At 64.5% G+C, this 24,299-nt stretch carries 15 protein-coding genes; 10 read left to right on the top strand and 5 right to left on the bottom strand.

What is annotated here, in order from left to right; genetic code table 11:
- Window positions 1-125: 125 nt before the first annotated feature.
- From GEV01_RS08155 to GEV01_RS08180, 6 genes are all read left to right on the top strand, one after another.
- Window positions 126-1,487, top strand: a complete 1,362-nt coding sequence (locus GEV01_RS08155; RefSeq protein ID WP_152803285.1) for an efflux RND transporter periplasmic adaptor subunit — start codon at window positions 126-128, stop codon at window positions 1,485-1,487.
- The gene (locus GEV01_RS08160; protein WP_152803287.1) at window positions 1,487-4,594 is read left to right on the top strand and encodes an efflux RND transporter permease subunit; all 3,108 of its coding nucleotides are present in this window, start codon (window positions 1,487-1,489) and stop codon (window positions 4,592-4,594) included. The genes GEV01_RS08155 and GEV01_RS08160 overlap by 1 nt, the downstream gene beginning before the upstream one ends.
- The gene (locus GEV01_RS08165) at window positions 4,591-7,881 is read left to right on the top strand and encodes an efflux RND transporter permease subunit (protein WP_328595459.1); all 3,291 of its coding nucleotides are present in this window, start codon (window positions 4,591-4,593) and stop codon (window positions 7,879-7,881) included. The genes GEV01_RS08160 and GEV01_RS08165 overlap by 4 nt, the downstream gene beginning before the upstream one ends.
- A complete protein-coding gene (locus tag GEV01_RS08170; RefSeq protein WP_008450239.1) occupies window positions 7,878-9,305 on the top strand; it encodes an efflux transporter outer membrane subunit in 1,428 nt (475 codons plus the stop codon). The genes GEV01_RS08165 and GEV01_RS08170 overlap by 4 nt, the downstream gene beginning before the upstream one ends.
- A 155-nt stretch (window positions 9,306-9,460) precedes the next feature.
- Window positions 9,461-12,046, top strand: coding sequence for a chemotaxis protein CheB (locus GEV01_RS08175; protein ID WP_235914278.1), 2,586 nt, complete (start codon window positions 9,461-9,463; stop codon window positions 12,044-12,046).
- A 1-nt stretch (window position 12,047) separates the two neighbouring features.
- The gene (locus GEV01_RS08180) at window positions 12,048-13,793 is read left to right on the top strand and encodes a sensor histidine kinase (RefSeq protein WP_152803288.1); all 1,746 of its coding nucleotides are present in this window, start codon (window positions 12,048-12,050) and stop codon (window positions 13,791-13,793) included.
- Between the two features lie 30 nt (window positions 13,794-13,823).
- On the opposite strand, the gene GEV01_RS08185 is transcribed toward GEV01_RS08180, so the two are convergent.
- Genes GEV01_RS08185 through GEV01_RS08195 form a run of 3 tightly spaced genes read right to left on the bottom strand, consistent with a single transcriptional unit; the run spans window position 13,824 to window position 16,638 of the window.
- The gene (locus GEV01_RS08185; protein ID WP_152803290.1) at window positions 13,824-14,531 is read right to left on the bottom strand and encodes a hypothetical protein; all 708 of its coding nucleotides are present in this window, start codon (window positions 14,529-14,531) and stop codon (window positions 13,824-13,826) included.
- Window positions 14,531-16,114, bottom strand: a complete 1,584-nt coding sequence (locus GEV01_RS08190) for a hypothetical protein (RefSeq protein ID WP_152803292.1) — start codon at window positions 16,112-16,114, stop codon at window positions 14,531-14,533. The genes GEV01_RS08185 and GEV01_RS08190 overlap by 1 nt, the downstream gene beginning before the upstream one ends.
- Window positions 16,115-16,125: 11 nt before the next feature.
- Window positions 16,126-16,638: an SMI1/KNR4 family protein gene (locus GEV01_RS08195; RefSeq protein ID WP_175022982.1), complete on the bottom strand. Its 513-nt coding sequence runs from the start codon at window positions 16,636-16,638 to the stop codon at window positions 16,126-16,128.
- 247 nt (window positions 16,639-16,885) lie between these two features.
- Here GEV01_RS08195 and GEV01_RS08200 point away from each other — a divergent pair, with 247 nt between their 5' ends.
- Entirely contained in the window at window positions 16,886-18,994 is a 2,109-nt protein-coding gene (locus GEV01_RS08200) for a S46 family peptidase (protein WP_152804028.1), read from the top strand.
- Window positions 18,995-19,085: 91 nt separating this feature from the next.
- Here GEV01_RS08200 and GEV01_RS08205 read toward each other — a convergent pair whose 3' ends face one another.
- On the bottom strand, window positions 19,086-20,075 hold the full coding sequence (locus GEV01_RS08205; protein WP_152803296.1) for a hypothetical protein: 990 nt from the start codon (window positions 20,073-20,075) through the stop codon (window positions 19,086-19,088).
- Between the two features lie 214 nt (window positions 20,076-20,289).
- On the opposite strand from GEV01_RS08205, the gene pnuC reads away from it, so the two are divergent.
- Genes pnuC through GEV01_RS08220 form a run of 3 tightly spaced genes read left to right on the top strand, consistent with a single transcriptional unit; the run spans window position 20,290 to window position 22,141 of the window.
- Window positions 20,290-20,901 carry a nicotinamide riboside transporter PnuC gene (gene pnuC / locus GEV01_RS08210; RefSeq protein ID WP_152803298.1) on the top strand — a complete coding sequence of 204 codons (612 nt, stop codon included), beginning with the start codon at window positions 20,290-20,292 and terminating at the stop codon, window positions 20,899-20,901.
- Window positions 20,898-21,419 (top strand): AAA family ATPase, encoded by a 522-nt coding sequence (locus GEV01_RS08215; protein ID WP_152803300.1) that lies wholly within the window; start codon window positions 20,898-20,900, stop codon window positions 21,417-21,419. Before pnuC ends, GEV01_RS08215 begins: the two co-directional genes overlap by 4 nt.
- Window positions 21,416-22,141 carry a hypothetical protein gene (locus GEV01_RS08220; protein ID WP_152803302.1) on the top strand — a complete coding sequence of 242 codons (726 nt, stop codon included), beginning with the start codon at window positions 21,416-21,418 and terminating at the stop codon, window positions 22,139-22,141. Before GEV01_RS08215 ends, GEV01_RS08220 begins: the two co-directional genes overlap by 4 nt.
- Here the strand turns inward: GEV01_RS08220 and GEV01_RS08225 are convergent.
- Window positions 22,138-24,276 (bottom strand): TonB-dependent siderophore receptor, encoded by a 2,139-nt coding sequence (locus tag GEV01_RS08225; RefSeq protein WP_152803304.1) that lies wholly within the window; start codon window positions 24,274-24,276, stop codon window positions 22,138-22,140. The genes GEV01_RS08220 and GEV01_RS08225 overlap by 4 nt on opposite strands.
- Window positions 24,277-24,299 lie beyond the last annotated feature (23 nt).

Consider the following 24,299-nt stretch of genomic DNA (forward strand, 5'->3'; position numbering starts at 1 on the left):
TTTGTAGCGAGTTTGTAACCCCGGACCGGCTGCGACTGACAGCGGCCGGATGCCTGTGCTAGAGTCCACGCATTGATCGCCATGGTAGGTTTGCCATGGACACGCACGCCACAAAAAGGACAAAGATGGACACACCAGCCAAGCCGAATCAGACCGCCACCCCGCCGCAGCGCAGCCGCCGCTCCAAAGTCGTCGGCAGCGTGATCGCTGTCGCCGCCATGGCGGGGCTGGGCGGGCTGGCCTGGTACCTGACGCACCAGCCGTCCGGTACTGGCGGTGCGCCCGGCGCGCCGGGGGCTGGCGCTCCAGGCGCGGGCGGTCCTGGTGGCCCTGGCGGTCCCGGTGGCGGCGGACGCCGTGGCGGTGCGCCCACCACGGTTGGCGTGGCGACCGCGGAGAAGGCCGATATCCCGGTCACGCTGGAAGCACTGGGCACGGTGACGGCTGCGGCCACCACCACCGTGCGGCCGCAGGTATCGGGCATCTTGCAGAACGTGCTGTTCAAGGAAGGCCAGATGGTCAAGGCTGGCCAGGTGCTGGCGCAGATCGACCCGCGCCAGTTTGAAATGGCGCTGTTGCAGGCTTCCGGCCAGCGTCAGCGCGACGAGGCGCAGCTGGAAAACGCCAAGCTGACATTGAACCGCTATCGCACGCTGCTGGGCCAGGACTCGATCGCGCGCCAGGATGTGGACACGCAGGCGGCGCTGGTCAAACAGCTGGAAGGCACGGTCATGACCGACCGCGCGCAGGAAGGCACGGCCAAGCTGAATCTGGGCTACACCAAGGTTATCGCGCCGATCACCGGCCGCGTGGGCCTGCGTGTGGTCGATGTCGGCAACCTGGTTGGATCGGGCGACGCCAACGGCCTGGCTGTGATTACCCAGCTGTCGCCTATCGATGTGGAATTCTCGATCCCGCAGGACAGCGTGCCTGGTGTTATGCAGCAGGTGAACGACGGCGCCTCGCTGACGGCGATAGCGCTGGACCGCACCCGCACCAATGCGCTGGACAACGGCAAATTCTCGGCCATGGATAACCAGGTCGATGTGCAGACCGGTACGGTGAAGGCCAAGGCGCGCTTCGCCAATGCCAAATCCAGCCTGTTCCCAAGCCAGTTCGTCAACGTGCGCCTGGAACTGCGCACCATCAAGGATGCGGTCATGGTGCCGGTGACGGCGGTGCGCCACGGCGCCAGCGGCGACTTCGTGTACGTGCTCAAGGCCGACAAGAGCGTGACCGTGCGTCCGGTGACGCGCGGCCAGGCCACGGTGGACAAAGTGCAGATCGCCAGCGGCCTGCAACTGGGCGAGCAAGTCATCACCGAGGGCGGCGACCGCCTGAAAGAGGGCGCCAAGGTCACGCTGCCGGGCGAAGGCGGCAAGGGCAAACGCGGTGGATCCGCCAGTGCTTCGGCCAGCGCCTCCGCTGACGCTTCGGCGCCGGCTGGTGAACGCCGTCATCGCAAAGAACAGGGCGCGGCACAATAATGAGTCCATCAGCACCCTTCATCCAGCGCCCGGTAGCGACATCGCTGCTGATGCTGGCGATCGTCCTGGCCGGCATCGTGGGCTTCAAGTTCCTGCCGCTGTCCGCGCTGCCGCAGGTCGACTTCCCCACCATCCAGGTGCAGACGCTGTACCCCGGCGGCAGCCCTGAAGTGATGGGCCAGACCGTGACCGCGCCGCTGGAACGCCAGTTCGGCCAGATGGCCGGCTTGCAGCGCATGAGTTCCACCAGCGCCGCCGGCGTCTCCATCATCACGCTGCAATTCGGCCTGGGCCAGACGCTGGACGTGGCCGAGCAGGAAGTGCAGGCCGCGATCAACGCCGGCGCCTCGCTGCTGCCGACCGATCTGCCGGCGCCGCCGGTCTACGCCAAGGTCAACCCGGCCGATGCGCCCGTGCTCACGCTGGCCATCACCTCGGACACGATGCCGCTGACCGAAGTGCAGAACGTGGTCAACACCCGCCTGGCGCTGAAGATTAGCCAGGTGTCCGGCGTCGGTCTGGTCACGCTCAGCGGCGGCCAGCGTCCCGCCGTGCGCATCCAGGCGGACACCAACGCGCTGGCGTCCTACGGCCTGGGGCTGGATACGCTGCGCACCGCGATCACCGCCGCCAACGCCAACGGCGCCAAGGGCAGCTTCGACGGCCCGACCCGCGCCTACAGCATCAACGCCAACGACCAGCTGGTGACGGCCAAGGATTACAAGGAACTGATCCTCGCCTACAAGAACGGCGCCCCGGTGCGCCTGAACGATGTCGCCATCGTCAAGGACAGCGCGGAAAACGTCGAACTGGGCGCATGGTCCGGCAACAAGCAGGCCATCATCCTCAACGTGCAGCGCCAGCCTGGCGCCAACGTCATCGCCACCGTCGACGCCATCAAGGCCCGCCTGCCGGAACTGCAAGCCGGCCTGCCGGGCGCGATGAAGGTCGAGGTGCTGAGCGACCGCACCACCGGCATCCGCGCCTCGGTCGAACATGTGGAGATGGAACTGCTGCTGGCCGTGGTGCTGGTGGTGCTGGTGATCTTCGCCTTCCTCCACAGTCTGCGCGCCACCGTGATCGCCAGCCTGTCGGTGCCGATCTCGCTGATCGGCACCTGCGGCGTGATGTACTTGCTGGGCTATAGCCTGAACAACCTGTCGCTGATGGCGCTGACCATCGCCACCGGCTTCGTGGTCGATGACGCCATCGTCATGATCGAAAATATCGCCCGCTACATCGAAGAGGGCGAAACGCCGATGGCCGCCGCGCTCAAGGGCGCCAAGCAGATCGGCTTCACCATCATTTCGCTGACGGTGTCGCTGATCGCCGTGCTGATCCCGCTGCTGTTCATGGGCGACGTGGTCGGCCGCCTGTTCCGCGAGTTCGCGATCTCGCTGGCGATCACCATCCTGATTTCCGCCGTGGTGTCGCTGACGCTGGTGCCGATGATGTCGGCGCGCTGGCTGAAGAGCCACGCCGAAGAGAAGCCGAGCCGCTTTGCGCGCCGCTTCCAGCAGTTCTTCGACTGGGTGGTAGGCCACTACGACCGTTCGCTGACCTGGGTGCTGAACCACGCAGGCCTGACGCTGCTGGTTGCTCTGGGCACGATGGCGCTGACGGTGCTGCTGTATGTGGTGATCCCGAAAGGCCTGTTCCCGACCCAGGACACCGGCCAGTTGCAGGCACGCCTGGAAACCGGCAAGGCCGTCTCCTACGCCAAGATGGCGGAGCTGCAGCAGCAGGCCGCGCGCCTGATCCTGGAAGATCCGGACGTCGGCACGCTCAGCTCCGTGGTCGGCGTGGACGCGGCCAACAACACCATGCTCCACACAGGCAGCATGCTGATCAACCTGAAGCACAAGCGCATCGGCAGCCAGCAAGAGACGATGGACCGCCTGCGCCAGCGCGTGTCGCAGATCGCCGGCCTGACGCTGTACCTGCAACCGACCCAGGACTTGACCATCGACGCCGAATCCGGCCCGACCCAGTTCCGCGTGTCGATCGAAGGCGCGGACAACGCCACCGTCAACCTGTGGGCTACCAAACTGGCGGAGCAGATGCGCACGCGGCATGAGCTGCGCAATGTGGTGTCGGACGTGGGCGCCAGCGCCAACGCGGCCTATGTCAGCGTGGACCGCGACAGCGCCTCGCGCATGTCGATCACCGCCGCCTCCATTGACGACGCGCTGTACAGCGCCTTCGGCCAGCGCATCGTCTCGACCATCTTCACCGAGACCAACCAGTATCGCGTAATCCTGGAAGCGCGCCGCGACGACATCACCACCCCGGCCGACCTGGGCAACCTGCAGCTTCGCACCGGCTCCGGCAAGGCCACGCCGCTGTCGGCGGTGGCCACCATCAGCGAGCGCGCCGCGCCGTTGCAGGTGACGCACGTGGCGCAGTATCCGGCCACCACGCTGGGCTTCGACACGGCGCCCGGCGTTTCTCTGGGCACGGCGGTGGATGGCATCAAGCAGGCCGCCGCCGAGATCCATTTCCCGGCCTCGGTCACGCTGACCTTCCTCGGCGCGTCCGGCGCCTACCAGGCCTCGCTGTCGAATCAACTGTGGCTGATCCTGGCCGCCGTGATCTGCGTCTACATCGTGCTGGGCGTGCTGTATGAGAGCTACATCCATCCGCTGACGATTCTGTCGACGCTGCCGTCGGCCGGCGTCGGTGCCTTGCTGGCGCTGCTGGTCAGCGGCCAGGATCTGGGCGTGATCGGCATCATCGGCATCATCCTGCTGATCGGTATCGTCAAGAAGAACGCCATCATGATGATCGACTTCGCCATCGAGGCGGAGCGGGAGCAGGGCAAGCCGCCGCGCGAGGCCATCCACCAGGCGGCGCTGCTGCGCTTCCGTCCGATTTTGATGACGACGCTGGCCGCGCTGTTCGCCGCCGTGCCGCTGATGCTGGGCTGGGGCGAGGGCGCGGAACTGCGCCGTCCACTGGGACTGGCCATCTTCGGCGGCTTGATCGTCAGCCAGATGCTGACGCTGTTCACCACGCCAGTGATCTACCTCGGCTTCGACAGCCTGGCACGCCGCTTCGGCCGCAAGGCTGCAAACTCGCCGGCGCAGATTGAAGGTGGTGCGCTGTGAACCTGTCTTCGCCCTTCGTCAAGCGTCCGATCGCCACCGTCCTGCTGACGTGCGGCCTGGCGCTGGCCGGCATCGGCGCGTTCTTCGTGCTGCCGGTGGCGCCGCTGCCGCAGGTGGACTTCCCGGTCATTTCGGTCAACGCCAACCTGCCGGGCGCCAGCCCTGCGACCATGGCGACCAGCGTCTCCACGCCGCTGGAGCGCCACCTGGGCGTGATCGCCGGCGTCAACGAGATGACGTCGCAATCGAACACCGGTTCCTCCAGCGTCACCCTGCAATTCGATTTGAACCGCAACGTCGACTCGGTCGCCCGCGAGGTGCAGGCGGCCATCAACGCCAGCCGCGTCGACCTGCCGGCCACGCTGCGCAGCAATCCGACCTACCGCAAGGCCAATACTTCCGGCATCCCGGTGATGATCCTGGCGCTGACGTCGGACACCCGCACGCCGGGCCAGATCTTCGACGCAGTCTCCAACACCGTGCTGCAACGCCTGTCGCAAGTGACCGGCGTGGGCGATGTGGAACTGGGCGGCAGCTCGCTGCCGGCGGTGCGGGTTGAACTGAACCCGTATGCGCTGAACCGCTACGGTCTGTCGGCGGAAGACGTGCGTGCGGCCATCCAGGCCACCAACGCCAACCGCCCGCGCGGCGCCTTGCAGGGCAATGGCCGCCGTTTGCAGATCTATTCCGTCTCGGCCAACGCCAGCGGCGGACGCTCCGCCGCCGACTACCGCAACCTGGTGGTCGGCTGGCGCAACGACACCGCCATCCGCCTGCAGGACGTGGCGCAGGTGATCGACGGCGTGGAAGACAACAACAACCTCGGTCTGTTCAACGGCAAGCCGGCGATCATCGTCATCCTGCGTTCGCAGGCGGGCGCCAACGTCATCGAAACCGTCAACAGCGTGCGCGCACAACTGCCACTGTTGCAGGCGCAGCTGCCGTCGGACGTCAAGATCGACGTCGCCAGCGACAGCACCAATTCGATCCGCTCGTCGCTGCACGAGATCGAGATCACGCTGATCATCTCCATCCTGCTGGTGGTGCTGGTGGTCAGCGCCTTCCTGCGCAGCGTGCGCGCCACCATCGTGCCTGCGGTGGCGACCGTGGTGTCGCTGCTGGGCACCTTTGGCGCCATGTATCTGCTGGGCTTCAGCCTGAACAACCTGTCGCTGATGGCGCTGACCGTGGCCACCGGCTTCGTCGTCGACGACGCCATCGTGGTGCTGGAAAATACCACCCGCCACATCGAGGCCGGGATGGATCGCTTCGAGGCGGCGCTGCTGGGTGCGCGCGAGGTGGGTTTCACCGTGCTGTCGATCAGCCTTTCGCTGATCGCTGTGTTCATTCCACTGTTGTTCATGGGCGGCCAGTTCGGCGCGCTGTTCAAGGAGTTCGCCGTCACGCTGTCGGCGGCGGTGATGATTTCGCTGGTGGTCTCGCTGACCACCACGCCGATGATGTGCGCGTGGCTGCTCAAGCCCGGCCATGTCCACGCCAAGCCGCCGGGCCGCATCGCCCGCTTCTTCGAGCGCGGTTTCGATTTCATCCTGAAAGGCTACGAGCATAGCCTGGACTGGGCGCTGTCCAGCGTGTGGCTGGTGATGCTGAGCCTTGTGTTCGTGATCGGCCTGAACTTCTATCTGTTCGCGGCGATACCGAAGGGCGGCTTCCCGCAGCAGGACACGGGCCAGATCAACGGCGGCATCCGCGCCGACCAGAGCATCTCGTTCCAGGCCATGCAGGGCAAGCTGAAACAGCTGGTCAACATCATCAAGGACGATCCCGATGTCGCCACGGTGGTGGGCTTTACCGGCGGCCGCAGGGCCGGCGGCGGCTTCATGTTCATCAATCTGAAACCGGCCAGCCAGCGCACGGTGGCGGGGCAGGCCGTGATCGCGCGCCTGCGGCCCAAGCTGGCCAAAGTCACGGGTGTGAGCCTGTTCCTCAGCCCCGTGCAGGATCTGCGGGCCGGTGGGCGCCAGGCCAATTCCAACTACCAGTACACGCTCAAGAGCGACAACCAGGCCGATTTGAAGAAGTGGGCCAGCCGTCTGGCCGATGCGATGAAAGGGCAGAAGGCGCTTACCGATGTCGATACCGACCAGGCGGACAACGGCGTCGAGACCTTCGTCACCATCGACAAGAACAGCGCTTCGCGTCTGGGACTGTCGGCGCGCGATGTCGACAACGCCTTGTACAACAGCTTCGGTCAGCGCCAGGTCGCCACGATCTATTCTGAGTTGAACCAGTATCACGTCATCATGGAAGTGCCGCGCGAGTTTGCCAAGAGCCCGGCGGCGCTGAACGATGTTCATGTACCGTCGAAAGGCCTGCCTGCGCCTAGCGCCAGCAATCCGAACGGCGCACCGGTGGCGCTGACGGTGGCCTCCGGCGCAACCGGCACCAGTACAAGCACCAGCGCGGCCAGCGCCACGCCGGCCAACGTGGCCGCGCCTGCGGTCAAGGATGCGTCCTCCGGCTCCGCGCTGAGCACCAAGGCCACCACGATGGTGCCGCTGTCGACGCTGGCCAGCTTCGCCGAAAGCTCGGCGCCGACGTCGATCAACCACCAGGACGGCGAACTGGCGACCACCATCGCTTTCAACCTGCAGCCTGGCACCAGCCTGTCCGACGCCGCTGAGCAGATCAAGGCGGCGGAGGCGGAAATCGGCATGCCGAACAATGTGCGCGGCAGCTTCCAGGGTTCGGCCAAGGCAGCGCAGGACAGCAACAAGTCGCTGCCGTTGCTGATCCTGGCCGCCATCGTGGTGATCTACATCGTGCTCGGCATCCTGTATGAAAGCCTGGTGCATCCGATCACCGTGCTGACCACGCTGCCGTCGGCGGGCGTGGGCGCGGTGCTGGCGCTGTTGATCTTCAAGATGGAGTTCTCGACCATTTCGCTGATCGGCATCTTCCTGCTGATCGGTATCGTCAAGAAGAACGCCATCCTGATCATCGACTTCGCGCTGGAGGCGGAGCGCTCGCGCGGCCTGACGCCGTTGCAGGCGGTGCGCGAAGCCTGCCTGCTGCGCTTCCGCCCTATCCTGATGACGACACTGGCCGCCGCACTGGGCGCGCTGCCGTTGGCGATCGGCTTCGGCGAAGGCTCTGAGCTGCGCCAGCCGCTGGGCGTGGCCATCATCGGCGGCTTGATCGCCAGCCAGGTACTGACGCTGCTGACCACACCGGTGGTCTACATCCTGATGGACAAGCTGCGTCGCCGCGGCACGTCCGAACAACATTTAAGCCGCATCCACAGCGAAGCGCCGAGCACACCATGAACACACACGCACCATCCTTCCGCTACACATTGATCGCGCTGGCGGCGCTGCTGGCCAGCGGCTGCGCCGTCGGCCCGGCCTACAAGCTGCCGTCCACGCCGCAGCCTTCGGCCTACAAGGAAACCGCCAGCGAGGCCGAGAAAGTCGCCGCCGGCTGGACCGCCGCCGCGCCGGCCGATACGCTGGAACGCGGCCCGTGGTGGCAGCTGTTCGGCGATCCGCTGCTGAACCAGATGGCCGACAGCATCGATGTCTCCAACCAGAACGTCGCCGCCGCCGTCGCCAACTACGCGCAGGCGCGGGCGCTGGTCGACCAGCAGCGCGCTTCGCTGTTCCCGGCGGCGACGCTGAACGGCAGCGCCAACCGCTCCGGCGGAGGCGGCAACACGCCGACCGCCAACCAGTACCGCGCCAGTATCGGCGGCAGCTGGGAGCCGGACATCTGGGGCAAGCTGCGCGCCGGCGCGAACAACGCCAGTGCCGGCATGCAGGCCAGCGCCGCCGAACTGGCCGCCGCGCGCCTGTCGGCGCAGGGCGAGCTGGCCACCAACTACTTCTCGCTGCGCCAGACCGACGCGCAGAAAGCGCTGCTGGACGCCACCACCGAAGGCTACGCGCGCGTGCTGCAGATCACGCAGAACCGCTTCGACGCCGGCATCGCCGCCAAGTCGGACCTGCTGCAGGCGCAAACCCAGCTGGCCAATGCGCGCATCGACCAGGTCACGCTGGGCCGCCAGCGCGCCACGCTGGAGCATGCGATCGCGGTCTTGCTGGGCAAAGCCGCCAGCGATTTCAGCCTGCCGCCGGCACCGTGGAAGGTAGTGGTGCCTGATGTGCCGACCGGCGTGCCATCGACGCTGCTGCAGCGCCGTCCCGACATCGCCGCCGCCGAGCGCCGCGTGGCCGCCGCCAATGAGCAGATCGGCGTGGCCCGCAGCGCCTACTTCCCGAGCTTGAACCTGACCGGCTCCTTCGGCTACGGTTCCGGCTCCACCGGCGGCTTGTTCAACGCCTCCAACAATCTGTGGTCGCTGGGCTTGTCGGCGGCGCAGACGCTGTTCGACGCCGGCGCCACCAAGGCCCGCGTCAGCGGCGCAGAGGCCGCGCGCGACGCCGCCATCGCGCAGTACCGCCAGACCGTGCTGACGGCGTTTGCCGATGTCGAGAACCAGCTGGCCGCGACGCGCGCGCTGGCCCAGCAGCAGGACTTGCGCAAGATCGCCTCCGAGGCGGCCGACCAGGTCGAGGCACAGATGCTCAACCGCTACCGCGCCGGCCAGGTCGGTTACAGCGATGTAGTGACGGCGCAGAACACGGCGCTGGCCGCGCGCCGCGCACTGGTGCAATCGCAGGCCGATCGTCAGACGACTGCGGTGGCACTGATCCAGTCGCTGGGTGGCGGCTGGCATGCCGCTAGCGAGTAGGGGTCTATAACAGCGGCCTGCAACAGCGGGGCGGCCGGCGCTTGGTTTTTGGACGTGGTGTTTGTATAATCATCTGGCAAGATGTAAACAAATACCATTTTCTCCGAGACGCCTGACCGCCGGTGCAGGGTTCTTCCGGCGGTGGCTATGCCACGATGACAAAACGTACCGCCCATGAACTGCTAGCTCCTCCAGTCGAAGATCCGGCGTCGATGCCGGACGGCGGTGCTGTGCCAGTGGTCGGCATCGGCGCATCGGCCGGCGGCTTCGATCCGATCTGCGAATTCCTGGCCTGCGTGCCGCCGGCCAGCGGCTTCGCCTATGTCGTCATCCAGCATCTCGACCCGATGCACAAGGCGCTGCTGCCCGAGCTGCTGCAGCGTGTCACCAGCATGCCGGTGCGCGAGGTCGAAGACGGCATGGCGGTCGAGGCAGCTCATGTGTATGTGATCCCACCCAACCACGATCTAGGTTTCGACGGCGACCGCTTTGCCGTGCTGCCGCCGTCCGGCTCACGCGGCCGCCGCCTGCCGATCGACAGCTTCTTCCAGGCGCTGGCTGTACGCGGCAATGAGCGGGCGGTGGCCATCGTATTCTCCGGCATGGGCGAGGACGGCACGCTGGGCTTGCGCGCAGTGCGCGAGCGCGGCGGCCTGACGATGGCGCAGCTGCCGGAGTCGGCGCGTTTCGATCCCATGCCGGCCAGCGCCATCGCCGCCAAGGTGGTCGATATCGTGGCGCTGCCGGGCGAGATGTCGGCCCGCCTGGCCGATTGGTGGCGCGGCGAGCCCACCGTGTTTCCGGCCGATGCGGCCGTCCATCGCAACGCGCTGCAACAGCTGTTCCACCTGCTGCTCAAGCAGACCGGCGCCGATTTTTCCGACTACAAGCAGAGCACCATGTTGCGCCGTATCGACCGCCGCATGCAGCTGCGCCAATGCGCCGCGCTGGCCGACTACGTCGCTGTACTGGCAGGGAACCCGGTCGAGATCGAGCTGCTGTTCAAGGAGCTGCTGATCGGCGTCACCAACTTCTTCCGCGATGCCAAGGTGTGGGAGTACCTGATGGCGACATCGCTGCCGCAGCTGCTGGCGGCGCATCCCGACGGCGCGGCGTTCAAGGCCTGGGTGCCGGCCTGCTCGACCGGCGAGGAAGCCTACTCGCTGGCGATCGCTTTCAACGAGGTGCTGGAGCAGCAGCGGCCCACGGCGCGCTACACGCTGCAGATCTTCGCCACCGATCTCGATGGCGACGCGATCGACCGCGCGCGCCAGGGCGTGTTCGACGCCGGCATCGAAGACCATGTCACGCCCGGCCAGCTGCAACGCTACTTCATACCGGCTGAAAATGGCGGCTACACCATCCGCAAGGATGTGCGCAACACCATCATCTTCGCGCGCCAGAACATCATTTCCGATCCGCCGTTCACCAAGCTCGATATCCTGTGTTGCCGTAACCTGCTGATCTACTTCACGGCCAAGCTGCAGGAACAGCTGATACCATTGTTCCATTACGCGCTCAAGACCGGCGGGCTGCTGATGCTCGGCAGCGCCGATACGCCCGGCCATTTCAACGAGCTGTTCGCGCCGATGAGCGGTACGGGCCGCATCTATCGCCGCCTGGACGCGTCCATCGAACGCGTCGCCAACTATTTTCCGACGCGCGTCAGCAGCGTATCGATTCCATTCGCCAGCGAGACTCAACACCCATCCATGAACGGTAATCTTCAATCCCAGGTCGAGCAGCAGCTGCTCAAGAAGCATGCGCCGGCCGCCGTGCTGGTCAACGCTCATGGCGACATCCTGTACATCCACGGCCGCACCGGCGCCTACCTGGAGCCGGCGGCGGGCAAGGCCAACTGGAACATCCATGCGATGGCGCGCGAGGGACTGCGGCACGAGCTGGCCGACCTGCTCAAGCGGGCGGTCCAGGGCGAGGGCATGATCGCGGTGCGCGGCCTGATCCAGCGCGACGACGCCGGCAAGCCGTCGCAGGCGCTGGACCTGACGGCGGAGGCCATGCCCGGCGATGGTCCCTTGTCCGGCAGCGTGCTTCTGACCTTTGCCAGCGTGCCGCTGCCGCCGGAAAAGCGCCGCTCGCGGTCCAGCAATCCCCACGTGCTGGAGCTGGAGCAGCAGCTGGCGCAGGCCAGGCTGGAGATCAAGGCGGTGCGCGATGAGATGCAGGCTTCGCGCGAGGAGCTCAAGTCGGCCAACGAAGAACTGCAGTCCACCAATGAGGAGCTGCAGTCGACCAACGAGGAGCTGACCACCTCGAAGGAAGAGATGCAGTCGCTGAACGAAGAGCTCTACACCGTCAACGCCGAGCTGCAATCGAAGGTCGACGACCTGTCGCTGGTGAACGGCGACATGAAGAATCTGCTCAACAGCACCGATGTCGCCACCATCTTCCTCGACGGCGAGCTGCGCATCCGCCGCTACACCGACCGCAGCACGCAGATCTACAAGCTGATACCGGGCGATGTGCACCGCCCGCTGAGCGACATCGTCAACGACCTGCAATACCCGGAACTGGAGCGCGACGCCCAGGAGGTGCTGCGCACGCTGGTGTTCCGCGAGCGGCAGATACCTACCCATAGCGGCGGCTGGTACACGGTGCGCATCATGCCCTACCGGACAGTGGAGAATGTGATCGACGGGGTGGTGGTCACGTTCATCAACATCAGCGAGTCGAAGCAGCTTGAAATGCAGCTACGCTCGATGCAGAGAGGCCTAGACTAGCATGCGCAAACGCCATCGTCCCGAACTCGATCCAGTGCAGCTGCGCCAGATCGCCGAAATGACGGTGGCGGCGCTGCCGGATGTCCGCCCACCATCGGCGGCGAGCGAAAGCGATGAGCTCAAACGCTGGCATGAGCTCCAGGTCAGCCAGATCGAACTGGACATGCAGAACACCGCGCTGGTCGAGCTGCAGCACGAGCGCGACCAGGCCGAGGCGGGGCGCGACCGGTACGCCGCGCTGTACGACCAGGCGCCGGCCGGCTATCTGTCGCTGGACGCCGGCGGCCGCATCATCCGCGCCAACTTCGCCGCCGCCGAAATGCTGGGCAGCGCGCGCCAGAATCTGCAGGGTAAGCGCTTCGAACAGTTTGTGGCGCCGCAATCGCAGGCGACGCTGCGCAGCTTCCTGCTGGCGTTGCGCCACAACGGCGGCCGCGCCGTGCTGGAGGTGCCGCTGTTCGATCCGCACGCCGGCGCGGCGGCCCGTTCGCTGCACCGCATCCGCATCGAAGCCAATATGGATATGGCGGTGCCCAAGTGCCGCATGATCCTGACCGACATCGGCAGCGACGATGTGCGCGACGAGGCGCGGCGGCGGGCCTTCCAGGTACTCGACAGCATCAACGAGGCGGTGCTGGTATGCGACGCCTTGCAGGACATCGTGTTCGTCAACCCTGCCTTTACCACGCTGACCGGCTACACGGTGGAGGAGGCGCTGGGCCGCAATCCGCGCTTCCTCGGCCGGCCCGGCGCCCATCCGGTCGGCTACCACGCCGAGGCGATGCGCTGCCTGCGCACCTACGGCAAATGGCAGGGCGAGGTGTACAACCGGCGGCGCGAAGGCACGCCTTACGTGGCCTCCATGTCGCTGACGGTGGTGCGCGACGACGACGGCATCATCAGCCACTTCATCGGCGTGTTCTCGGACGTCACGGCCCGCCAGCAGGCCGAGGCGGCGTTGCTGAAACTGTCGCGCGAGCTCGATGCGCGGGTGGAGGCGCGCACCGCCGAACTGACCGAGGCCAATCGCCAGCTGATGCTGGAAGTGGTCGAACGCAAGCGCGCCGAGGCCGCGCTGCACGAATCGCGCGAACAGCTGCGCAAGCTGGCCGAGCACCTGGAAGTGGTCAAGGAAGAGGAGCGCACCCGCATCGCCCGCGACATCCACGACGAGCTGGGACAGAACCTGCTGGCGCTGCGCATCGACATCTCCATGCTCAGCACCCGCACCAGCGCGCGCCATGCGCGGCTGCACCAGCGGGTGGACGCGGTGCTGGAGAACGTCGACACCACCATCAGCAGCGTGCGCGGCATCATGAACGATCTGCGGCCGGCGGTGCTGGACCTGGGCCTGCAGGCGGCGCTGGAGTGGCAGGTGGGCGAGTTCCGCAAGCGCAGCGGCCTAGCCTGCAAGCTGGTGCTGCCGGCGGACGCGGTGTTCGCCGTCATCGCGCCGGCGATGGAGATCGTGTTGTTCCGCAGCCTGCAGGAGGCGCTGAGCAATGTGCGGCGCCACGCGGGCGCCAGCCGGGTCGACGTGACGCTGCGGCGCAAGGGCGGCCGGCTGCTGTTCATCGTCAGCGACGACGGCATCGGCATCGCGCCCCAGCACCGAGGCAAGAGCGAGTCGTTCGGCTTGATCGGCATGGCGCAGCGGGCGGCCTCGCTGGGCGGACACCTCGATATCGGCAAGTACGCACCGGGCTCCGGCTGCACGCTGACGATGGATTTTGAGCTGCCCGCCTGACGATGGGCGCCGCTACGTTCCCGCGTGCGGCTATGGCCTGATAAAGTGCAAGGCAAGTGCAATCGTGGAGAGCAATCCCAAGCCGATGACAGCAACGGTTTGAAGACGTGCTCGCTGCAACTGCTGCTTTGCATGGGCCTCCACGTCGTTGCGCAACCCTTGAACCGCTGATTCGATACTTTGTTCGACTTGCACCACCCGGTCGATACAATGGATCAGCTCCTTCGCTTGGGTGTTGGTGAGCTTCGTGGCGTCCAGGAGTTTTTGGTTCGTAGCGTTGATCTCTACCTGTTGCCCCTCGATTACTTTCTGTTGCGCCTGAATCTGCTGATTTTGCTTGAGCAACTCGCCAGCTTGCTCCCGGAGTATCGATTGCTGTGCGATGAGCACATGCTGCTGCTCGCTGAGCATTTTTGATACCGCGCAGTTGACGACGATGAGAATAGAGGTTTTTTCAGAGAGGTTGCCGATCGAACTGTTGAGGTCAAGCTCGGCTTCGCGGATATATTCGTCGCGGTCTTTCCACCAGTTGCCGATAAAGTTGCCGTCGGCTTTTTCCCGGCGGCGAGATTGCAGCGTGTCGCCCTTGGATTTCATCGCCGCCGTCGCGACTTGGATATCTGCAATCATCGCCGGGATCTTGGCGGCATCGACAAGATCCCCGGGAATTTCCAGTTGAGAGAACGACGTGACGATTTCCAGGTGCTGCTCGGTTGGCGGTATGTTTTCTTCTTGCATTACAGTTTCTTCAGGAATGCTTCAATTTCAAGATGGTCGGATTCAAGCTGCTGCACCAGCGACTGGCTAGCCGCGATTTGGATGCCGGTCTGATCGCTGATCAGGCGCATGCTGGACAAGGTGTCGTTGGCGGCCTGGCCGGCCTGACCGTACACCTTGCCTATATCCTGATAGATGGCCATGGAAGCGGCGCCATTGCGCAGGTTGTCGATGGAGGCTTCAAGCTGTTGCGCCAGCGCGGCCGACATCGTTTCCAGTTTCGCGGCGTTATCCAGTTGCTGGTCGAGCCTGCTCTCATCGGATGTGTCCAGGTATTTGTCAAACAGGCGGTCAAGCAAATACGCCAGCAGCGAGGCAGACAGGCCAACGATGATGCCGGTCAGAACTGCTCCCACCGCATCGGCGATGACTGCCAGCGGGCCCAGCGAACTGACGAAGGTCACGACGCTTTGCTCCAACAGGATGCCTATCGAAGAGACAATCACGGTGATGAGCATTTTGCTTCCCGCGCGCACGCTGTCGGCGCGCGTCATGCCGACCGGCGGCATGACCAGCATCTTGAAGGCTTTGAACAAGCCAATTAAACCTTCGCGTATCACGCGTACCAGGCGCGCGCCGGTCGTGATGAAGCTATTGATGACGAAGGTTAGCAGGTTGCTGAGGAAGCCACTGACTCCGCCGTCCAGCAACGCGGACAGCGCATCCGGAAGCTTGGCCGCGACCGACGCTCCCACTTTCTGCAAGCGTTCCCCGATTTCCCGGAAAACCGATTTCCCGACCTCGAACCCGTGTCGTATCAACGCTTTCAGTTCCGTGAACAGCGCGTTGACCAGTTCAGTCAGGAGCAGGCCCATGGCCTGGCGCAACGCCATGCCAGCCGCCTGTTTGGCCCCGGTCGAGAGCAGCTCGCCGGCCTGTTTGCTGAGCAGCGCGGAGTTGACCGTGCCGTTGACGTGCGTTTGGGCGGCATTGTAGATTTCTTCCGCCCGTTCAGGATCGACACCAAAACGCTCGGCGTTGGTACGCCCGTCGTCGCCCGTCTTCATCATCCATTCTTTCAGATCATGGGAGTTCTTTGATCCGTTGAGCGCGGCATTGGTGATCGCCAGATTGGCTTCGTCGTTGGCGAGATTGATGATCGCTTTCAGATCGACGCCATCGGGACCGACCTTGCCCAGCGCGAGATGCGCAGCTGCATTGCCGGCAATCTCTTCCAGGGAAATGACATGGTCCAGGTGAGGCGGATCTTCCAGGCCGGCCAGTGTCTCCCCGGTATAGGCGTCGGTACCGCTTTGCATCTTTTCCTTGCGTAGCTCACACCATTCCTTCTGCGAGGCGCTGAAGTTTTTACGTTCAAAGTCCTTCTGGAAGTTCTCCTTGAGCGCCTGGTCGTTTGCGTTGGCGGTTGGGCCATCCTTGGACTCAAAGTTGTGCAAGGTGGTGACGTTGCCGCCAGCTTTGTCCGCAAACATGGCCCGCGACAAGCCGAAAGCGCCCAGCACTTGAGAGAAAACATGCTGCTGACATTCATTGAACAGCGCGTCGAGCCGTTGTTGTTTCAGTGCGGTGTTGGAAACTGGCATAAATGGCCCTGTCAGGTCAGGTGATTGGGTAAGTCGGCAAACCACGCGGCAAAACTGTCGGCGACCAGCGCGCGCTGGCCGTGGTCATGCCACACGCGAATGATCTGGCCGGACTTGCCGCCCGCAGCCGGGGACATATCCAGGCAATCGTGATCGCCACTGCCGTTGAAGGTGAGCGGTATCCAGTGCGGCGACCACCAAAGAGCGCGAACGCCGTGGTCTGGCTTCGCGTGCAGGTCGCGGAAATCCCCGTTTGCTGCCAGCTGCTGCCAGAGCGACCAGGTACGCGCTATACGCCTTGTCGACATGAATTCGCAGCCGGCAAACAGCCACGGCGCCTCCGGATCCTGGCCGTCGTGTATGCGCAGGCATTCCTTCAGCTGCGTGGGCAAGGGTGTGCCCAGATGCTTTTCCAGTTGCCGCACTTGCTCGTCAGTGGCCGGTGCGTTCAAGCCTTGAAGCAAGTTGGGGTCTTTTCGCTGGAGCGCCTGTTCGAAGACGTGCCAGTCATGGGCTATGCTCACGGAGTGTTCCCGGTGGTAATGATTAGTTTCGTGGTGCAATTTTACACGCCGAGCCGGGCGGAAAAATAACCAATTATCACGCCGGGAGAGGGCGTGTGAAGGCGCGCGTGTTTTCGACCATGCGAAACAGGCCTGAGACTATGGTGCAAAAAGCATTCTCAGCCTTCGGCAGAAGGCATATACTGCCGCCAGAACTCAAACTGGGGCTTATATCTTGTTAAAATATCTCATTCTTCCAGCGGCGCTGATGGCCGCCACCGCGGCCCAGGCCGACGAAGGCCAATGGCAACCGTACCAGCTGCCGCAGCTGAAATCCGAATTGAAGCGCATCGGCATCACCATCCCGGCCGAAAAACTGGCCGACCTGTCCAAGCATCCGATGAGCGCCATCGTTTCGCTGGGCGGCTGCTCGGCCTCGTTCGTGTCGGACGCCGGCCTGGTGGTGACGAACCACCATTGCGCCTACGGTGCGATCCAGCGCAACGCCACGCCGGAACACAACTACATCGTCGACGGCTACCTGGCCAAGACCCGCGCCGAAGAGCTGCCGGGCGGCCCGAATACGCTGGTCTACGTGACCGACAAGGTGGAAAACGTCACCGAGCGCGTGCTCAAGGGCGTGAGCGACACCATGAGCGGCAAGCAGCGCCACGACGCCGTGGAAAAATCGATCAAGGCGCTGATCGCCGAATGCGAGAGCGACAAGATCTACCGCTGCTCGGTGCCGGCCTTCCACCGCGGCCTGGAGTACTACCGCATCCGCCAGATGATGATACGCGACGTGCGCCTGGTGTACGCGCCGGCCGACATGATCGGCAACTTCGGCGGCGACATCGACAACTACGAATGGCCACGCCAGGGCGGCGACTACTCCTTCCTGCGCGCCTACGTCGGCAAGGACGGTCGCCCGGCCGATCCGTCGCCGGACAACGTGCCTTACCACTCGAAGGACTTCCTGGTGGTCTCCGCCGCCGGCCTGAAAAATGGCGATCCGGTGCTGCTGGCCGGCTACCCTGGCCGCACCAGCCGCTACAAGCTGCCGTCGGAAATCCGCGCCGCGCGCGACTCGGCTTATCCGGCCAAGGTGGCCGAGATCCAGGCCGACCTGGACGTGATCGCCGCCGCCACCAAGGGCAATCCTGCCGCCGCCGTGCGTTACGCCAGCGTCGACAAGAGCATGAACAACGTGATGAAGAAAACCCAGGGCCTGCTGGACGGCTTTGCGCGCAAGGACATCGCCGCCATCAAGGACGTGCAGGATGCGGAGTTCCGCGCCTGGTACAACAAGCAGGCGGGCGTGTCGAAAACCCTGCTGGCCGAACTGGACGCCGTGATCGCCGCCGACCTGGCGCTGAGCGACGAGGAATTCGGCTACAGCGTCGCCACCACCGGCGACCTGCTGAAAAGCGGCAGCACGCTGTACCGCCTGGCGCGTGAAAGCGCCAAGCCGGACGCGGAACGCGAGACCGGCTACCAGCAGCGCGACCTGACCTTCATCAAGGCCCGCCTGAACCGCCTGGAGCAGTCCTACGTGGGCAGCGTCGACCAGGCGCGCTTCGTGGCCGCATTGCAGCGCTACGCCAAGCTGCCGAAGTCCATGCACGTCAACGGCATGGACGCGCTGCTGCCTGCCGTCGATACGGTGCCTGCGCTGTTCGCCAAGTCGGAACTGGGCGACACCGCCAAGCGCCTGGCGTGGGTGGGCAAGGACGCCGCCGCGATTGCAGCATCCAACGACGCCTTCCTGCAGCTGGCCGTCAAGCTGGACGACGTGACCCAGCTGCTGAAGGAGCGCCGCAAGGAGTTGGACGGCAACCTGGAACGCGTGATCCCGCAATACATGCAGGCTGTGATCGCGTGGAAGAAATCGCAGGGCAAGCCGGTCTACCCGGATGCGAATTCGACGCTGCGCGTGACCTACGGCACCGTGTCGCCTTACTCGCCGAAGGACGGCATCACCAAGGGCCCGTTCACCACGGTCGAAGGCATCGTCGAGAAGAACACCGGCAAGGATCCGTTCAACGCGCCGCAGAAGCTGCTGGATGCGATCAAGGCCAAGCGCTACGGCCAGTTCAAGGATCCTATCCTGGGCACGGTGCCGGTCGACTTCCTGACCAGCGCCGACACCACCGGCGGCAATTCCGGTTCGGCGGTGATGAACCGTAACGGCGAGTTGATCGGCCTGAATTTCGATTCGACCTACGAGTCCATCACCAAGGACTGGTACTTCGACACCGCCATCACCCGCGCCATCCACATGGATATCCGCTACATGCTGTGGGTGATGGCCGAAGTGGACCACGCCGACAACGTGCTGAAGGAAATGACCATCAAGTATCCGGCCAAGTCCAAGTAAGCCTGGACGATCCCGATGCAAAAAGCCCCGTGTGGCGTGCGACGATCTTGAGCGTCGCATGCGCACACGGGGCTTTTTTTCTTGTCCGTGCTTAGCGCGGATCCTGGCATTGGCGCGATGGATTGGCGATGCTGCATTGCCACAGCCAGTACACGTGGACCTGCTCGCTCAGGTTGGCCGTGAAGTTCACGACCGGCGAGGTCAGCGTCAGCGTGATGGCGTCGCCGCTCAGGTCATAAGGCGGTTCGTTGGTGCCCAGCACCGGCTTCAGGTTGGCGCCGCTGCCCAGCTTCAGCGTGATCTGGCTGTTGGAGATCAGGTAGGGCAGGTTGTTGGCGATGTATTGACCCAACGGGAAGCTGCCGCCTGGGTAGCTGACGACCTTGTCGGCCGGGATCAGGCGATTCAGGCCCACCAGCCAGTTCTGGTCGCGCTTGAAGAAGAAGTTCTGCGTGACGCCGGCCAGACCATTTTGCACGGCGCTGGCGATGCCGGCATCGACCTTGCCTTCGGCCTTGTTGATCAGGATGTCGCCGAGCACGGGCAGTATCCAGCTGAGGTTGGAATCGCAATCGGTGGAAGTGTTCAGGGTGCCGTTGATGCCGACCTTGGTGGGCGGGATCACGCCATCGGCCGTGCCGTACTGTGCGGTGACGGTGATGTTGTTGTAGTCGGTGGTGTTGGTGCAGCTGTAGTTGATCACGCCCCACTTGGTGCCGCTGAAGGACGAGGTGACACGATAGCTGAGGCCGGTCATGGTCGCGAACACCACGCCGTTCGCATCGGGACGCAAGGTGAGGGTGGGGGTGCCGGTGACGGTGCCTTTGCCGAAGGTCGCGCCATGTCCGTTGATGGCGGCGGCGGCGGCGGTGTTCAAGCCGCTTTCGATCTGGCGGGGTACGTTCTGCGCGTCGACAATCAGGGCGCCCAGCGTGCCGTTGCCCCAGGGTTGCGAGTACGACAGGCTGCCGCCGTTCACGCTGACGGTGGCGACGTTTTGTCCGGATACGACGCGGGGAATGAAGTCGGCGTGTGCTGCGCCGGCCGCCAGGGCTGCGGCGAGAAACAGGATTTTTCGCATTCTTAAGCTCCATATGGATTAAAAGGATGTTGCCAATTAATAATGACATATGGGTAATTTCAAATCAATAATAATGTTTGATTTGTAATGTTATGTTTTTAAAAAATGTACGGGCGGCGGCCTGTCAAATCTTGCTTATTCAGCTGAAAACTCGCATACTGCCGCGGCGATATTTCCCACCCTGGCGGCCCTGGCCGCGCTACCTCCTGAACCGATGAACGATCCGCTTGTCCTGTTTGGCTTCGGCACTACGCCGCTTGAACTGCTCGGCTTTGTGCTGGCGGTGGGCACGGTGCTGTTCAACATCACCCAGCTGCACTGGGCCTGGTTGTTGTCGATCCTGTCGTCGGCGATTTACGGCGTGGTGTTCTACGACGCCAGGCTGTATGGCGACATGGCGCTGCAACTGGTGTTTATCGCGGTGTCGGTATGGGGCTGGAAGCAGTGGCTGAGCGGCGTGCCGAGCACGGCGGAATCGCTGCCCGTGACGCGGCTGGACCGCAACAGCGGCTGGCTGGCCGTCGGCGGCTGGCTGCTGGGTTTCGGGCTGCTGTGGTGGTTCCTGTCGCACTACACCGATACCGATGTGCCGATGGCCGATGGTTTCCTGACTGCCGGCAGCCTGCTGGGGCAGGTGCTGCTGTCGCGTAAAAAGCTGGAGAACTGGGTGGTATGGATCATCGTCGACGTGCTGTACGTGGCGCTGTACGTGCACAAACACCTGATGTTGACGGCGGTGCTGTATGCGGTGTTCGTCGCCATGGCGATGATCGGCCTGCGCGCCTGGAGCATGGACGGCAAGGATCGCCGCATGGTGCTGGAATGAGCGACGCGCCGCTGCGGGTGGCCGTACTGGGCACGACGTCGTCGGGCAAGTCGACGCTGGCCGCGGCGCTGGCCGAGCACTATCAAACGCTGTGGGTGCCGGAGTACCTGCGCGAATTCGTCGACACGGAAGAGCGGGTGCCGGTGGCGGAGGACCAGTTCCACATCGCCGCCACGCAGCGCGACCGCGAGGACGCGGCCGCGCCGCGCGCCCACAAGTATCTTTTTTGCGACACCGCGCCGTTGATGACGCTGGTGTACGGCCGCCATTATTTCGGCGGCTTCGACCGGCAACTGGCAGCGCTGGCGGCCACTCACCAGCAGGATTACGCCATCACGCTGGTGACGGCGCCGGACATCCCGTGGGTGGAGGAAGGCCTGCACCGCGAATCCGAAGAGGTGAGCGTGATTATCGACCGCATGCTGCTGGACGAGCTGGCGGCGCGTGGGATACCCTATCTGCTGGTATCCGGCGATCCGGCCGAACGACTATCCCAGGTGGAGCGGCATCTACGATGAAAAAGCAGCTGGCGGCGATGTTGATGTGCGTATCCCCGCTGGCGCTGGCCGATACCGGCTACTACCTGGTCTCCACCTACGACGTGGAAGGCCAGCTCTCCCTCGACTACAAATACTGGAACGCCCACTACAAGGGCAGGACCGTGGCCGCGCCGGAAATCGGCATCGGCTACGGCGTCACGTCGCGCTGGTACACCGAGGTCTATGCCAAGTGGGTCAAGATGAACGGCGGCGCCGGCCAATGGGTGGAGACGGCGTGGCAGAACGACTACCTGCTGACGCAAGGCCAGTACGACTTCGACCTGGCGCTGCACACCAAGCTGGAAAAGGCGCGCGACAACGCCGACGGCTACGCGCTCGAATGGGGACCGGTGCTGAAGACGGAAATCGGCCGCACGCAGTTCAACGCCAACCTGTTCTTCCAGCGCGACTATCGCGTGGCGCCGGGCGGCGGCGAGCATGCGATGGAGCTGACCTATCAGCTGCAGGTCAAGCACAACTGGAAGCCGTGGTTGCAGCCCGGCGTGCAGGCCTTCGGCGAGGTGGGGAAGTGGAATGACTGGCTGACATACCGGCAGCAGTCGCACCGTGCTGGGCCGGCGGTGTTCGGGCACCGCGATATCGGCCGGCAGGAGATCAAGTACGAATTCGCTTACCTGATCGGCAGGAACTCGGCGCGCGCAGCGAAGAGTTTTTCGATGCGCGCGCAGCTGATCTTTTAGAAGTCCATCTGGGCCGACACGCGGAAGGTCCGCGTGGCGCCCGGCATCAGGTAGCCGCCCAGATCCGGCGTCACATCGCGCCAGTAGAACTTGTCGAACGCGTTGTCGACGCTGGCGCGCAGCGTGGTCTGCATGCCGGCGATGCGGGTGGCGTAGGCGCCGCCCAGGTTCATCACGTGGTAGGCCGGCACGAATACCTGGTTCTCCTTGTCGAACGCTTTCTTGCCCGAGTAGACCCAGTTGGCGTTGACCGACAGCCCGGCCACCTGCGGCACGGCGTAGTCGGCGTACACGGTCGACTTGAAGGCGGCGACGTTGGTGACGCGCTTGCCGTCCAGGTCAGCCTGGCCGGTGTCGCGCTGGCGCGTGTTGAGCGCGGTGGCCGATACGCCCACCGTCAGATCGCGCGAGGCGCGGCCGTTCAGGGCCATCTCCAGGCCGCGGTTCTGCGCCTGGCCGTTGCGCACAAAGTACTTCTGCGCGTCGGTGTATTCGAGGCCCTTGCGGATCTCGAACAGGGCGACGCTGGCGCTCAGGTCCGGATGGATGTCGGCCTTGACGCCCACTTCAACCTGTTTCGATTTGCCGGGCGCCAGTGCGAGGCCAGCGTTCTTGGTGCCGATGCCGGCGACGCCGCCGTGCTCCAGGCCCTGCGCGTACGAGGTGTAGACCGAGACGTTGGGGCGCAGGCTGTACACCAGCGCCACGTTCGGCAGCCAGAAGCCGATATCGGTGTGGGCGAACGGCAGCGTGACGTCGACGATTTCGTCGCGCTTGACCTGCACGTAGCGCGCGCCGGCGTGCAGCTTCAGTTGCTCGTTGAGGCTCAGGATGTCCTGTGCGAACAGGGCGCGTTCGTTGTCGCGGCGGCGTTCGGAGACCGGGCCGCTGGTGCCGCCTGCCGGCAGAACCATGATCGGATGGTAGATGTTGCTGAACGCGGTGTGGTCCGGGTTGGCCTGCACGTACAGGTAGTCGCCCCATTTCTCGCTGTTCTTGAACAGCGATGCGCCGCCAGTGAAGGCGTGCGCGATCGAGCCGGTGGTGAATTTTCCCTGCACCAGCGCCTGCACGGTCAGCGGCGATTTCTTCTCGCCCAGGCTGACGTAGTCGTAGACGTCGTAGTCGCCATTGCCGCAGAAGCCAGGGTACAGGCCTTGCGCGCCGCAGCCGTAAGGGAAGGCGGTGTAGTCGTCGCGCTTGAAGTTGTGTTGGTTGGCGCTGACGGTGGCGCTCCAGTCGGACGTGAACTTGTACTCGAAGCGGGCGCCGATATTGCTGCTGGTGGTTTCCACCGGACGGCTCCACGGCTGGTTGTTGAGCATGGTGTCGGCTGGGATGTTCGGCAGCGTCAGGTTGTTCAGCAGCTGGAAGCCGGGCGCGGTCACTTGCGATTTCTTCTGGTAGTCGGCGTCCACTTGCAGCAGCGCCTGCGGCGAGATCTTCCAGTCGAAGGCGGCCGAGACGAACTTGCGGTTGCCGTCCGCGCCCTTGATGTAGGAGCGCAGGCGTTCGGCGGCGGCGTTGAAGCGGTAGCCGAAGCGGTTGTCTTCAAAGCGGCCGCCCAGGTCGACGGCGCCGTACAGCGTGCCGCGCTCGCGCTCTTCCAGCACCACGGTGCGCACCGGCGTATCGGTCGGGCGCTTGGTGACGTAGTTGACGATGCCGCCCGGCGCGGACACGCCGGCCTGCAGGCCGGACAGGCCTTTCAGCACTTCCAGGCGTTCCTTGTTTTCCAGCGGGATTTGCGTTTCGCCGGGGATGGCCATGCCGTCCTTGCGGTAGCTGGAGGAATTGTCCAGCTTGAAGCCGCGGATGGAGAACTGCTCCGAGTAGCCGACCGCGTTGTAGGCGTCGCTCAGGCTGGCGTCGTATTTGGCGGCGTCGGTGGTGGAGCGGATTTGCAGGTCCAGCATCTGCTGCGAGCTCAGCACGCTGACCGAGGCCGGGGTTTCCAGCAGCGGCGCGTTGGAGAAGCCGGCCACGGAGGCGCGGCTGGCCTGCGTCTTGGCGCCGGTGATCACCACTTCGGGCAGGGCTTGCTCGGCGGCGGAGGTTTCAGCGACGGCGGCGCCTGGAAAAGCCTGTAACACCGCCATGGCGATGACGGAAACTGCAAATTTTGGTGTGGACATATGGACTCTCTACGTGTTCGGCT

This window comes from Rugamonas rivuli, from assembly GCF_009380165.1.
GTDB classification, from domain to species: domain Bacteria; phylum Pseudomonadota; class Gammaproteobacteria; order Burkholderiales; family Burkholderiaceae_D; genus Rugamonas; species Rugamonas rivuli.

Excerpts from the sequence above, each read along its gene's own strand:
- GEV01_RS08155 (WP_152803285.1), top strand. The coding sequence starts at position 126 with ATGGACACACCAGCCAAGCCGAATCAGACCGCCACCCCGCCGCAGCGC.
- GEV01_RS08160 (WP_152803287.1), top strand. The coding sequence starts at position 1,487 with ATGAGTCCATCAGCACCCTTCATCCAGCGCCCGGTAGCGACATCGCTG.
- GEV01_RS08170 (WP_008450239.1), top strand. The coding sequence starts at position 7,878 with ATGAACACACACGCACCATCCTTCCGCTACACATTGATCGCGCTGGCG.
- GEV01_RS08175 (WP_235914278.1), top strand. The coding sequence starts at position 9,461 with ATGACAAAACGTACCGCCCATGAACTGCTAGCTCCTCCAGTCGAAGAT.
- GEV01_RS08180 (WP_152803288.1), top strand. The coding sequence starts at position 12,048 with ATGCGCAAACGCCATCGTCCCGAACTCGATCCAGTGCAGCTGCGCCAG.
- GEV01_RS08185 (WP_152803290.1), bottom strand. The coding sequence starts at position 14,531 with ATGCAAGAAGAAAACATACCGCCAACCGAGCAGCACCTGGAAATCGTC.
- GEV01_RS08190 (WP_152803292.1), bottom strand. The coding sequence starts at position 16,114 with ATGCCAGTTTCCAACACCGCACTGAAACAACAACGGCTCGACGCGCTG.
- GEV01_RS08200 (WP_152804028.1), top strand. The coding sequence starts at position 16,886 with ATGGCCGCCACCGCGGCCCAGGCCGACGAAGGCCAATGGCAACCGTAC.
- GEV01_RS08205 (WP_152803296.1), bottom strand. The coding sequence starts at position 20,075 with ATGCGAAAAATCCTGTTTCTCGCCGCAGCCCTGGCGGCCGGCGCAGCA.
- pnuC (WP_152803298.1), top strand. The coding sequence starts at position 20,290 with ATGAACGATCCGCTTGTCCTGTTTGGCTTCGGCACTACGCCGCTTGAA.
- GEV01_RS08215 (WP_152803300.1), top strand. The coding sequence starts at position 20,898 with ATGAGCGACGCGCCGCTGCGGGTGGCCGTACTGGGCACGACGTCGTCG.
- GEV01_RS08220 (WP_152803302.1), top strand. The coding sequence starts at position 21,416 with ATGAAAAAGCAGCTGGCGGCGATGTTGATGTGCGTATCCCCGCTGGCG.
- GEV01_RS08225 (WP_152803304.1), bottom strand. The coding sequence starts at position 24,276 with ATGTCCACACCAAAATTTGCAGTTTCCGTCATCGCCATGGCGGTGTTA.